Annotated in this window: 11 protein-coding genes and 1 pseudogene; all 12 read right to left on the bottom strand. The window is 45.5% G+C overall.

Features of this window, described 5'->3' with window-relative positions:
* Positions 1–37: 37 nt before the first annotated feature.
* Positions 38–2449, bottom strand: coding sequence for a phenylalanine--tRNA ligase subunit beta (gene pheT, locus QMD66_05040; GenBank protein ID MDI6822207.1), 2412 nt, complete (start codon positions 2447–2449; stop codon positions 38–40).
* A 157-nt stretch (positions 2450–2606) separates the two neighbouring features.
* Complete coding sequence (pheS, locus tag QMD66_05035) at positions 2607–3653, bottom strand: phenylalanine--tRNA ligase subunit alpha (protein MDI6822206.1); 1047 nt, start codon at positions 3651–3653, stop codon at positions 2607–2609.
* Between the two features lie 467 nt (positions 3654–4120).
* Positions 4121–4480 carry a 50S ribosomal protein L20 gene (gene rplT, locus QMD66_05030; protein ID MDI6822205.1) on the bottom strand — a complete coding sequence of 120 codons (360 nt, stop codon included), beginning with the start codon at positions 4478–4480 and terminating at the stop codon, positions 4121–4123.
* A 21-nt stretch (positions 4481–4501) separates the two neighbouring features.
* Complete coding sequence (gene rpmI, locus QMD66_05025) at positions 4502–4699, bottom strand: 50S ribosomal protein L35 (GenBank protein MDI6822204.1); 198 nt, start codon at positions 4697–4699, stop codon at positions 4502–4504.
* A gap of 60 nt (positions 4700–4759) precedes the next feature.
* Positions 4760–5284: a translation initiation factor IF-3 gene (infC, locus tag QMD66_05020; GenBank protein MDI6822203.1), complete on the bottom strand. Its 525-nt coding sequence runs from the start codon at positions 5282–5284 to the stop codon at positions 4760–4762.
* Between the two features lie 152 nt (positions 5285–5436).
* Positions 5437–7377 (bottom strand): threonine--tRNA ligase, encoded by a 1941-nt coding sequence (thrS, locus tag QMD66_05015; protein ID MDI6822202.1) that lies wholly within the window; start codon positions 7375–7377, stop codon positions 5437–5439.
* A gap of 409 nt (positions 7378–7786) precedes the next feature.
* Entirely contained in the window at positions 7787–8143 is a 357-nt protein-coding gene (locus QMD66_05010; GenBank protein ID MDI6822201.1) for an ATP-binding cassette domain-containing protein, read from the bottom strand.
* 5 nt (positions 8144–8148) lie between these two features.
* Positions 8149–9252: a tRNA 2-thiouridine(34) synthase MnmA gene (gene mnmA, locus QMD66_05005; protein MDI6822200.1), complete on the bottom strand. Its 1104-nt coding sequence runs from the start codon at positions 9250–9252 to the stop codon at positions 8149–8151.
* 54 nt (positions 9253–9306) lie between these two features.
* Positions 9307–10194 carry a permease gene (locus tag QMD66_05000; protein ID MDI6822199.1) on the bottom strand — a complete coding sequence of 296 codons (888 nt, stop codon included), beginning with the start codon at positions 10192–10194 and terminating at the stop codon, positions 9307–9309.
* Positions 10194–10835, bottom strand: a pseudogene (locus tag QMD66_04995) (aminotransferase class V-fold PLP-dependent enzyme). Before QMD66_04995 ends, QMD66_05000 begins: the two are co-directional and overlap by 1 nt.
* A gap of 31 nt (positions 10836–10866) precedes the next feature.
* A complete protein-coding gene (locus QMD66_04990; GenBank protein ID MDI6822198.1) occupies positions 10867–11673 on the bottom strand; it encodes a diguanylate cyclase in 807 nt (268 codons plus the stop codon).
* A gap of 18 nt (positions 11674–11691) precedes the next feature.
* Entirely contained in the window at positions 11692–12030 is a 339-nt protein-coding gene (locus QMD66_04985; protein ID MDI6822197.1) for a type II secretion system protein, read from the bottom strand.
* Positions 12031–12657 lie beyond the last annotated feature (627 nt).

Genomic DNA, 12657 nt, shown 5'->3' with positions numbered 1-12657 from the left:
TGCAATAGCTTTTCCTGAATTTTTTCTTTTTCCCATCCTAAGCGCGAATTCTTGCACCGAGCTCCTCTTTTAATCTGGCGATGATGCGCTCCAGAGCCTTTTTCGCTTCGTCTTCGGTGAGGGTTCTATCATCCGCTCTGAAAGTCAGGGAGTAAGCGAGACTCTTCTTGCCCCTGGGAATCTGCCCACCGCGATAGAGATCAAAGAGATGAATCTCCCTTAGTAACCTACCTCCCCATCGGTGGATAATCTTGTACACCTCTTCATTGGAGATGACTTCATCCACAACTAAAGCGATATCCAAGGTAACGCCGGGGTATTTCGGTATCTCCTCAAAGTGCCTGAGGAGCGAGGCATATTTCACCAGCTTCGCTTGCTCCAATTCAAAAATGGTCACGGGATTGGGAAGCTCAAAAGCTTCTTGGACATGAGGATGAATCTCCCCTAATATCCCAACCATCTTGTCCTTTATGAAAACTTCCGAACCCCGACCCGGATGGAAGAAGGGACGGATGGTTCTATTAAGGTGCCAATCTTCGATGCACAACTGGTCAAATAAGGTCTCAATTATGCCCTTTGCATCGAAGAAATCCAGTAGCTTAGCCCTTTCATGCCACTCATTATCCCTCCAGGAACCGGTCAAAGCCGCGGCAACCATAACCGGCTCATGGGGCAAAATCTCGCCTGGTCGAGAATGAAAGATGTGCCCAACTTCAAAAATTTGCACATTATATCGATTTCGATGGGCATTGTACCTTAAGACCTCAAGCAATCCCGGAAGGAGAGTGGTTCGCATGATTGATTGTTCTTCGCTCAATGGATTTCTCAAGGTTATAGCCTCCCTTAGGGCGCTGTCTGCGGGTAGCATGAGCTTATCGAAGTGTTGGGGACCGATGAAGCTATAGGTAACGACCTCCCAAAGACCACAAGAAACTAAAATATCCTTGATACATAGGCTTATCCTTTGATTTAAATTTAAACCGCCCCGCTTTCTACCGCTCTCAGGCAAGGTGGATTGAATCCGGTTGTATCCGTAAAGACGAGCTACTTCCTCAATTAAATCGACTTCCCGCTCCAGGTCCGTTCTGAACGTGGGCACATGGACCTCAAGTTGGGAGTTGGGAGTTGGGAGTTGGGAGACTTTGAGTTCTAGACTCTCCAAAATTTGGGTGATTTGCTTAGGCAAGAGGTTGGTGCCAAGGATGTCGTTAACCCTCTGAGGACGAAGCGTAAGACTCCAGACTCGCTTCGGTTTGGGATATACATCAATTACACCCTTGAATACCTTACCCCCGGCGAGCTCTTGCATCAATTGAGCAGCTCTATCCGCAGCATAAACCGGACCATTTGGATCAAGTCCCTTTTCAAAACGGTTTGAAGACTCCGTGATTAGCCCCAATTTCCGCGATGTGCGCATGATGCTTCGCGGATTAAAATTGGCCGATTCCAGCAGGATGGTGGTTGTTCCCTCGGATACCTCCGAATGAGCACCACCCATTACCCCAGCTAAAGCAATGGGTTCTTTGGCATCGGCGATGACCAGCATGGTCTCATCCAGCTGGCGGAAGACACCGTCGAGGGTAACAATCGTCTCTCCAAGATGGGCAGTCCTTACCACAATCCTGCCCTCATTTAAACGGTCGAAGTCGAAAGCATGGAGGGGTTGACCCGTTTCCAGCATTACATAGTTGGTGATGTCCACAACGTTATTGATAGCCCGAAAACCCGCCGCCTGTAGACGGCGCTTCATCCACAACGGGGAGGGAGCGATGGTTATATCGTCGATGATTCGCGCCGCATATCGGGGGCAAAGATCACCATCCAGAACATCGACTCTTGTTGCCTGGTGGATGGATCTATCAACCTCTTTCAATTTGATCTTCGGTTTCTTGAGTTCACTGCCCACAATGGCGGCGACTTCTCGCGCAATGCCTATGACCCCCAAACAATCCGGTCGGTTGGGGGTGATCTCCAACTCAAGGACCACATCTTCAAGACCAAGGACCTTCACTAAATCCTCACCAACCTCGGCGCTCTCATCAAGAATGAGCAAACCACTTGCATCCTCACCTATCCCTAACTCCGACTCAGAGCACATCATTCCTTCGGAGGCAACTCCTTTTATGATGGCCCTCTTTATCTCGAGACCTCTCGGTAGCTTCGCGCCAACCAAAGCCACGGGGACTTTATCCCCTTCTTTCATATTCTTGGCACCACAGACGATTTGAAGCTCCTTGTCCCTAATATCCACCGAACAAACCTTGAGATAATCGACATTTGGATGTGGTTTGATTCTTTTTATCCGCCCAACCACTACCCCCTGTAAATCCTTCCCGAGATATTCTATTCCCTCAACGGCCGTTCCTGTTAGATTCAGCCTCTCCGCAAGTTCCTCCGGGGAAAGATTGAATTCCACATATTCTTTTAGCCAATTTAATGAAACACGCATCTTTTCTCCACCCTAATCCTTTATGTGCACAAGCGATTCTTATCTTGCGCTCCATACTTTCTACTTCAACCACATTCGATTAGCGAAAAGCGACTAGCGATGAGCGAGAAATTCTTTAAAAAACGAAAATCGCTGATCGAACATCTTCCATCGGCATTTAGAATTGCTCCAAAAATTTCAAGTCGCTTTCAAAGAATAGTCGGATATCGTTTACTCCGTATTTAAGCATGGCTATTCGCTCCACACCCATACCAAAGGCAAATCCGGTTACCTTCTCGGGATTGTATCCCACAACATTAAAAACGTTGGGATCTATCATCCCCGCCCCTAAAATCTCCAACCATCCACTATACTTACAGATTCGGCATCCTCTCCCATCACAAACGATGCAGGAGACGTCGACCTCGGCACTGGGCTCAGTGAAAGGGAAAAAGTGGGGACGGAGCCTTACCTTTCGATCCTTACCGAACATCTCCCGGGCAAAGATTTCAAGTGTACCCTTAAGATCACCAAAAGTGATGCGTCTATCGACGGCAAATCCCTCAACTTGATGGAACATGGGAGAATGGGTTGGGTCTGCAACATCGCGGCGATAGGTTCTCCCAGGTGAAACCACATAGAGAGGGGGTTTCATTCTTTCCATGACCCTGATTTGGACAGGTGATGTGTGAGTTCGCAGGAGAACTTCCTCCTTACTCGATTTGGGCTCAAGTGCAGTCTTGACGTATAACGTAGCTTGAAGGGAACGAGCCGGATGATCGGGGGGAGTATTGAGCGCTTCAAAATTGTAATAGTCCAACTCCACCTCAGGACCTTCAACCACATTGTAACCCAGGCCCACGAAGATGCGGATGATCTCCTCTATAACCTGGGTCAACAGATGCTTTCTTCCCACACAAGGGCGTTTGCCTGGGAGTGTGATGTCCACTCTCTCCGCTTCGAGCTTTCTCTGCAAAAGCTCCTTTTTGAGCTCCTTTTCTCTTGAGACGATGCTTTCCTCTAAGGTCTCGCGTATCTCATTGGCCAAACGTCCCACAGCAGGTCTTTCCGAGAGGGGAAGCTTGCCCAGGCTCTTTAAGATGACCGTCAACTGCCCCTTTCTGCCCAGAAATTTCACCCTCGCCTCGTTGAGCTCCTCGATTGAGAAACTCTGGGAAATGGTTCGTTGGGCTTCTTCAGCTAAAGACCTTAGTTCTTCCCGTATTGACAACCGCTTGTCCTCCCCACATAGCCAATTTAAAAATGCTCAATATTAAAAACCTTCCGTCTCTGGGACGAAAGGCTTACTTCCGCGGTACCACCCAAATTCCCCATGGGCACTCTAGAGATTCCTGATAACGGTGGAAACCGGTGTAACCTACTTAAGTTCAGTCAATCGGCCTTTGGCCTAGTCAACCGCTCGTCCTTAAAGAACTTGCTAGTCAAAAGTTTTTTCTTTTGACTCTTGACTTGTCCCTCCTGACTGATCTTGTTCAGCCCACAGCTCCAGAGTGAACTTCAATCAGTCCTCCCTGACAACGCTTTCAGCCAGCGACGCTGCCTCTCTGAAGGGAGCTTACCTGTTTACTCTCTCCTTCACAGCCTTTGTCATAACAATATCTCGCTATATCTAAAACACACAACTTGCTATTTATAACTTATAATATATCCACTTCGATGTTTGAACATGGTTTAGACCTCGAGTTTCTCCTTCGCCAACGAAGCGAGTTCAGCAAAGGCCTCTGGGTCGCTTACCGCAAGTTCGGATAACATCTTCCTGTTTATTTCGATATTTGCCCTTCTCAATCCATCCATCAGTTTACTATAAGATAAACCATTTTCCCTCGCCGCGGCATTTATCCTGGTTATCCACAATCTTCTAAAATCTCTCTTGCGAGCCCGGCGATCCCTATAGGAATACATTAAGGAATGCATAACCTGCTCTTTGGCAGCACGAAAAGACCTGCTTTTAGCCCCATGATAGCCTTTTGCAAGTTTTAAGATCTTTTTCCTTCTCCTCCTGGTAATGGATCCCCTCTTCACTCTGGGCATATGTTTTAAGCCTCCAGATGATTATATCGAAAGCATCCTCTCCACAGCCTTCCTAGCCGTTGGAGTCAGGATGGCTTTCTTTCCCAATTTACGCTTCCTTTTAGAGGTTTTTTTCTCCAGAAGATGACCCTTGAAGGCCCGACGCCGCATAATCCTGCCCGAACAGGTGATCTTGAATCGTTTCACAGCGCTTTTACGGACCTTTGCCTTGGTGGCCATAAAATATTCCCCCAAAAAAATTCCATTGTTTGAAAGTGGAAAGATTATGAATCTAACAAACTAACGGGATAAATACAATGGAGCTAAAATCATTACCATATTCCGACCATCGAGTTTGGGCTTTGACTCCACAATTCCTAAATCCTTAACATCTTCCGCCAATTTATTTAAAAGCTTTTCTCCCAGATCGATGTGGGCTAATTCGCGTCCCCGAAACATCATTGTAACCTTGACCTTCGCACCGTGTTCCAAGAACCTCACCACATGCTTTTTCTTGACATTGAAATCGTGCTCTTCGATCTTTGGTCGCATCTTTATTTCCTTCACGACAATAGTAGTTTGATGTTTCCTCGCCCTTTTTGCTCTTAAAGTCCGTTCATACTTGTATTTACTATAATCCATAATACGGCAAACAGACGGATCCCCCTGCGGTGCAACCTCAACCAGATCAAGACCTTCATCATAAGCAATTCTCAAAGCTTCCTCTAGGGGTAAAATTCCAATCTGTTTACCTTCCGACGAAATAAGTCGCACCTTTTGAGCTCGAATACGCTCATTTACACGAACCTCATCAATGATGGGCATTCACCTCCTGAAACTATCAAAGCCTTTACTTTAAAATAATTCGGCAGTAGTATACACATTCCCTTGTATCGTGTCCAGTTTAAAAAATAAAAGACATCATATACCAACATCAATCATAAATATTCTACCATCATTTTTAAATTGAGACGATATCAAAAAGTCAGTTCACTGGCTGATCTCCTTTCCCTTATTTCCACTTCTAAATTCTCAATAAATTGGCCAAGGGATATACCTCTTCTATCCACGCCGCTTCGATCTCGCACTGCCACGGTGTTTGTCTCCCTTTCCCTGTCACCTACCACCAACATATAGGGAATCTTTCGAACCTGGGCGTCGCGAATTTTTTTGTTTACCGATTCCGATCTTGGATCGAGTTCAACTCGTATCTCCGCTTCAACCAATTTCAAGAGAACATCCTTGGCGTACTCAAGGTGACGATCGGCAATGGGTATGACCACAACTTGCACGGGTGAAAGCCAAGTTGGAAAGGCACCGGCATGATGTTCGATGAGGCAGCCCATGAATCTCTCCATGGATCCAAGGATCGCGCGATGGATCATAATTGGCCTATGTTCCCTGTTATCTTCTCCCATGTATGTCATATCGAATCGCTCGGGAATGTTGAAATCAACTTGGATGGTGGTGCACTGCCAGGCTCGACCCAAGGCATCTTTGATCTTAATATCGATTTTGGGTCCGTAAAAAACGCCTTCGCCCGGATCGATCTGATAATCGAGAGCAACTTTCTCTAAAGCCTTTTTAAGGGCCTCCGTTGCCTTCTCCCAATGTTCGAGGGCTCCAACATACTTTTTGGGTCGTGTGGAGAGGAAAACATCGTATTCTTCAAAACCGAAGGTCTTAAGCATGTAAAGTACGAGATCGATGACTCCCAGGATTTCAGCTTCGAGCTGATCTAAGCGGCAGAAAATATGGGCATCATCCTGGGTAAACCCTCTAACCCTAAGTAATCCATGAAGGACTCCCGACCGCTCGTAACGATAGACCGTGCCCAACTCAGCCCATCTAAGAGGTAATTCGCGATAACTGCGCGTCCGAGATTTATAGATGAGGATATGGGCGGGACAGTTCATGGGCTTGATCACATATCCCTGCCCTTCGATCTCCATGGGCGAATACATATATTCGCGATAGAAATCCCAGTGACCACTGGCTTTCCAGAGATCAACCTTGGCGATGTGGGGTGTCATTACCATCTCGTATCCTCGCTTTAGGTGTTCATCCCACCAAAAATCCTCGATGATCTTGCGGACCAAGGCGCCCTTCGGATGCCAGAGGGGAAGCCCCGCTCCAAATTGTTCACTGATGGTGAACAAATCGAGTTCTCTACCAAGCTTACGGTGATCTCTCTTTGCAGCTTCTTCCAGCCTATGTAGATACTTTTCTAGCTTTTCTGTTGCATCAAAAGCCGTTCCATATATCCTTTGCAACATCGGGCGATGCTCATCACCCCTCCAATAAGCGCCAGCGATATTCAACAACTTGAAAGCGGATATTTTGCCCGTCGATGGAACATGCGGTCCACGACATAGATCAAAAAAATTTCCATTCTTATAGATGGTGACCGTTTCGTCCTCCATCTCCTCCAAAAGCTCCACCTTATAATTCTGACCATTGGATTTGAAGAGCTTTATGGCCTCACTTCGCGGAATTTCCTCTTTAACAAAGGGAAAATCGTTCTCGATTATCTCACGCATTTTTTGTTCAATCTTTTTCAAATCATCCGGAGTGAGGATGTGCTTGATATTGAAATCGTAATAAAAGCCGTCTTCGATGGGCGGACCGATGCCCAACTTCACATCGGAGAAGAGCTCCGTTACAGCTTGAGCCATTACGTGAGCGGCGCTATGGCGGTAGATGCTTTGACCTTCCGGGGAGGAGAAGGTGATTATCTCTACATCGGCATCTCCTAAAATGGGGGTGGAAAGATCACATAGTTCACCATTGATCTTTCCAGCCAAAGCTTCCCTTTCAAGCGCAGGGCTTATGCAAGCGGCTAAATCCCTTAGGAGCAATCCCTTTTTTATCTCCAAGGTGGACCCATCAGGCAACGAAACTCTAATCTTCTCGCCCATGCACCTTCCCCCATATTTTAAACTCGGATTCTTATTTTACCAATTTTTCACGGCGCATTCCATTTCAGAGGGTAAATCTTAAGGGGCAAAATTCCGCTAAATAAAAAAGAAACCATTATTTTCGAGGTGAGGTGTTATGCTCAAATTTCTGCTGATTCTATTCCTCTTAATCTTCTATGGAACCATCGAACTCACACTATTTATCATGGAAACGGGGATCCGGTTTCGTGAACTCGGAGATTCAACTAACCAAATCCCTAACGACAGGTTACTCCATTCGATTTTAAAAGAAAAATTGGAAAATGCTCAAACCACTATCAACAAATTCGAGAGGAAAATAAAGACTTTATCCGGCAAAAAGGTCAACTGAAAGAAAAGAGCATATCCACAAATAACCCCAAAAGAGCCGCTACCAACAGATTCCAAGGTAAGGATTCCAGGGCTCCTTGCCAGCTATAAGCCTTATTATGTCTCTTAGCTTTACCCCTCGAACTACCGGAGGGCTTTGATATCCCAAGGCAATTCCAAGCTTGGCCCGCTCAGAAATATCTTTCTCGGTGAGGTTTTGTCCATCGAAAATGATGGTCCCCTTGGTTATCCTATAAGCCGGATAGCCGAGTATCGCCAGAGCGAGCGTGGTCTTACCGCAAGCATTGGGTCCCATAAGTACATGGATTTCACCCTCTTCCATACGTAGGTCAATACCTTTTAGTATTTCCTTATCACCCATGCTGGCATTTAGATTTTTGGTTTCTAAAAGGCTCACCTATATCACCTCGCTCTTCTGTCTACCTGATGGACAATCCTTCCTCCCCCCACAACTACATCATCTTGATAAAATACCACCGCTTGTCCTGGAGTGATTGCTCTTTGGGGCTGGGTAAATTTCACTTGAACCTTACCACCATTGAGCGGGGTAACCACTGCTTCTGCCTCCTTCATCTTATACCTTATTTTTGCCTTAACCTTGATGGACCTGGTTAGTTGCCTTATGGAAATATAATTTACTTCTTCCGCTATTAGCTCACTACCATATACCTCATCCTCGCTTCCAACAACGATAGCATTTCTTTCTCTATCGATGGCTATCACATAAAGTGGCTCTTTAGCGGATATGCCCAATCCCTTACGTTGCCCAATGGTATAGAATATAATCCCCTTATGCTCTCCCAATAGGTTTCCCCGGCTATCTAGAATGGGACCGGACTGGGCAACCTTCGGTATGTACTCCTTTAAAAATTTGCCATAGTCGTTGTCGGGAATGAAACAAATCTCCTGACTTTCTGGCTTTTCGGCTACCGGCAACCCCAGCTCAGCAGCTTTTCTTCTAGCTTCAGTCTTTGTCAGATTCCCCAGGGGCATCAAGGTATGGGCAAGCTGTTCTTGAGTCATGATATAGAGGACATAGGACTGATCCTTGGCGGCATCTATTCCCTTCTTCAAAATATAGCGTTTCTTTTCCTTGTCAAAGCCTATTCTGGCATAATGTCCAGTGGCTATAAAATCTGCATTCAATTCTTTGGCTTTTTTAAGTAAAGCATCAAACTTTATATGTTGATTACATCTAATGCAGGGGTTGGGCGTTCGTCCCCGTGTATATTCTTCACAGAAATTGGCGATTACTTTTTGGGCAAATATCTCTCTAAAGTTTATTACATAGTAAGGTATATCCAATTTGAAAGCTACTCGACGGGCATCATCCACCGCAGCCAGAGAGCAACAACCTCCGAATCTGTCGGCTTCTTCCGCTAACTTATCGGATGGCCAGATCTGCATGGTAATCCCAATAACCTCATATCCCTGCTCCTTGAGTAAAGCAGCGGTGACAGAACTGTCCACTCCTCCACTCATAGCTACAACCACTTTCCCGCTCATAGTTCATGCGCTCCAGAGTGTTAAAATACTCCAAAAACCCATGGCCTAACCAAATTAGTGAATCAAAGAAAAAGAATATCCTAAGATTAAAGAGAGAGTGCTAACCGTGACCAAATAGCTAAATAATATTTTAGCGCCAAACTCCTTTCTCATAACCAAAATCGTTCCATAGCTGGTGATCGGTCCCACAAGGAGCAATACCATCCCTGCACCGACACTCATTCCTTTGACAATAAAGGCATCGACTAAAGGAACGGTAGCTGTCGAACATATGTACGTAATCAAACCAAAAATCAAAGCGAACAGGTATCCCCAACCAGCAGCAAGATACGTATTTATCAATCTTCCAAGGGGAACGAAGGATGCCACAAAGGCAGCCAAAATTATTCCCAGAAGCATCTCGGGTCCAATCTCTCTGACCATGTCCACAAAGGCAAACTTAAAAATGGATTTGATTCGATCCCCCACCTTCCTCTCGCAAACACAACTTTGTACCTCCTGGGCACAGTAAGAACAATGCTCCACTCCGATCCTTGGTTCAAAGGTCAGAAAATTACCGATGGTGCCCATGATCAGTCCCATCAAGATCACGGAGAAAAATAAGAAGATGGTGAATTTTAACCCCAGGAGTTTGAAGGTCACCAGGAGAGCTGTTACGGAAGTGGCGGGAGTGGCAACCAGAAAGGCGAGAACCGATCCCAGTCTCGATCCCTTCTTGTAAAAGCTTATGGCCACGGGAAGGGAGCCCCAACAGCAAATGGGTAAAACCGTTCCCACGATGGTGGCGTAAAAAATCGGTTTTATTCCTTTCTTCCCCAGATGTTTTTCCACCCATGAATCGGGTACGAGCTCGTGAATTAAACCGCTGAGGAAGAAACCCAGAACCAAAGCGGGAAATATTTCCACGATATAATGCTTGAGCGCGATGATGAATTGAGCCATCAGGATTTGTTCTTCCTTCCCAAATAGTCTTTGACCGCGGCGTGGAGAGCTTGCTCCGCCAAGACCGAACAATGCATTTTTATGGGAGGCAATCCATCCAAGGCTTCGGCAACGGTCTTGTTTGATATCCTCAAGGCTTCGTCGATGGTCTTTCCCTTGACCATCTCCGTAACCATGGAACTGGTAGCAATGGCTGCCCCGCAGCCCAAGTTCTTGAACTTGACGTCAATGATTGTATAACCACTGGAAGCACAAATCCCTTTCATGTCCAGATTGAGAAGCATGGCTTCCCCCTCTACCCCTTCGATGCACACACTTACATTATTTGGTAACCTCTGTAAGGGATGACCATTTAATCTGATTCCATCAATCCTTTCAAAGAGACCTTTGATGAGTTTATCCCTAAAATTTGCAATTTGACATTGCTTTTGCTCCATTTGAGCCTGGGCTATTTCCATTGCCTTGCCGAATCCAATGATACCGGGAACATTTTCCGTGCCTGCTCGACGCTTTCGCTCTTGCTCTCCTCCATGTAATAGGGGTATCATCCTCGTCCCTTTTCGAATGTAAAGAGCGCCCACGCCTTTTGGACCATAGAGTTTGTGGGAGGACATTGAGAGTAGATCCACACTAGCTTTCAGTGATTTAGTCGTGAGCGCGACTTTGGGGGTTCTAGAAAGCTTTTGTCGCTAGCCTCCTCCGTAATCTCCGTAGTCTCCTTTTATCATCGAGGTATCCGAAAATTTCCAATCTGATTTTAACGTCATTTTCAACAAAATATCTCTGCTTCTTTAGATAATTAGCCACAAGTTTTTGGATTCTTTTGCCTGCCACAGTCGCCCTGGAGGCATTTGTATAAGGAAAAATCAAACCGAATTCAGTATTACTGACACGTCCCACTTCGTCAACTGCTCGAGTATTATTACGGATAGTTGACCCCATTTCTCTCAATTGTGTTCTAAGTTGAGCTTCCTTAAGCTTATTAAAAGCTTTACTGTCAATCTTTAGAATAGCCACCGAAAAGGGGTTTTGATATCGCTTAAACTCTTGCTCATACCTCTCAATTAGCTGCGCTAGATAATTTGGGTTGTAAAGACTAGTCACGTCATCGATAAGATCTTGTCGTTCCAACCTAGCAAAGAGGTATTTTATGCGCGAACAAATCATACCTCCGCCAATTCCCACAACTCCATATACAAGAACTCTTACAATAAGGAGTTGAAAAATGGGGCCGACTAATCCTATTTTTATTATGTCAGGTACTCTTATTGCCAGATAAACAGCACTAGCAAGGGGAAAAGTCACCAGGCCACCCTTTCGTCCATAATGAAGAACACCTACAAGGATAGGGATTAAAAGCAGTTGCGCCGTTATTTCAACAGGCGTTTGCCAAGGTGATGAAAGTATCAGGACAAATACCGTTCCTGCTCCAAAAATCAGAACCAATAATTCAAACATAGCGTACTTAGAATGTTTCATGGTTTCCCCCTTCCACGTCTATTCATGCCCAGAAGTTGAACATTGTACCTCTCCAGCAATTGGATCATACAAATACTCTTGTTTTGTTGCTGGACACTTAAATTCGAATCCACTCTTTATATATTCGGGTACCAAATCATCCAAGGAATCAGGATTGTTTTGATCATTTAGGTTCGTGTAGAGAACAATGGCATTGCGAATTGCACGAAGATTGTAGCGACAAGTTGCCTCATTAGCTTTGGCAAGCGAGAAATTGTAACTTGCTATTGCGATAGTAACAAGGATAGCTAGAATGGTCATGACAACCATTAGTTCAATTATGGTAAAACCTTTCTGGTTTCCCAATAGTTTTTTCATTAGAATTCTCATTAAGAGTTTCCTGAAAGTTCAACAATCTAGTACTTATACTCGGTTTAGAAGGAAGTTTGCTTTAGGGTATGCTCTAATTTCGTGAGACTCCCCACTTGTAAGGGTTGGGGTGAAGGCAATTTCTGGCATCCTCCTGCAAGATAGAAAGAAAAGAGCCCCAAACAAGTGCTCAAAGGGGAGGCTTTCTTGATACAGTCTCCGTTCATATTCGAGTCTTGTCTCTTAAGCTTTTACGAAAAGTGAAGACGCGACCCTTCCGCGTCAACTTATCAAGGGTTTTTCAGCAAAAAGTGGAAGAAGTGGAAATACTTTCTGAGGTACCTTACCTTGTTTAGGCCGGGAAAAGACGCCCCCTGTGTTATCAAAAACGGCACATGGGTGGTTTGCTTCGAGTCCTTAAAAAATAGGCCCCCTTTCGGAGCCTTTTGGACGATCGACTATGGACCATCAACTATCGACGGAATTTGGTGGGCGCTAGAGGATTTGAACCTCCTCGCGCTTCCGCGCGTTCCTAGGGGGACTCCGTCCCCCTGAGGACGCTCGCTTTGCTCGCTGTCACCCCCTGTGTTATCAAAAACGGCACATGGGTGGTTTGCTTCGAGTCCTTAAAAAAAT

Source organism: Actinomycetota bacterium (genome assembly GCA_030018275.1).
Taxonomy (GTDB): domain Bacteria; phylum Actinomycetota; class Aquicultoria; order Subteraquimicrobiales; family Subteraquimicrobiaceae; genus Subteraquimicrobium.
This window is presented reverse-complemented; position numbering and strand designations above follow the sequence as displayed.

Bases quoted from the DNA above. Each gene is read 5' to 3' on its own strand.
- pheT (MDI6822207.1), bottom strand. From the start codon at position 2,449: ATGCGTGTTTCATTAAATTGGCTAAAAGAATATGTGGAATTCAATCTT.
- rplT (MDI6822205.1), bottom strand. From the start codon at position 4,480: ATGCCCAGAGTGAAGAGGGGATCCATTACCAGGAGGAGAAGGAAAAAG.
- rpmI (MDI6822204.1), bottom strand. From the start codon at position 4,699: ATGGCCACCAAGGCAAAGGTCCGTAAAAGCGCTGTGAAACGATTCAAG.
- infC (MDI6822203.1), bottom strand. From the start codon at position 5,284: ATGCCCATCATTGATGAGGTTCGTGTAAATGAGCGTATTCGAGCTCAA.
- thrS (MDI6822202.1), bottom strand. From the start codon at position 7,377: ATGGGCGAGAAGATTAGAGTTTCGTTGCCTGATGGGTCCACCTTGGAG.
- mnmA (MDI6822200.1), bottom strand. From the start codon at position 9,252: ATGAGCGGGAAAGTGGTTGTAGCTATGAGTGGAGGAGTGGACAGTTCT.
- QMD66_05000 (MDI6822199.1), bottom strand. From the start codon at position 10,194: ATGGCTCAATTCATCATCGCGCTCAAGCATTATATCGTGGAAATATTT.
- QMD66_04990 (MDI6822198.1), bottom strand. From the start codon at position 11,673: ATGAAACATTCTAAGTACGCTATGTTTGAATTATTGGTTCTGATTTTT.
- QMD66_04985 (MDI6822197.1), bottom strand. From the start codon at position 12,030: ATGAAAAAACTATTGGGAAACCAGAAAGGTTTTACCATAATTGAACTA.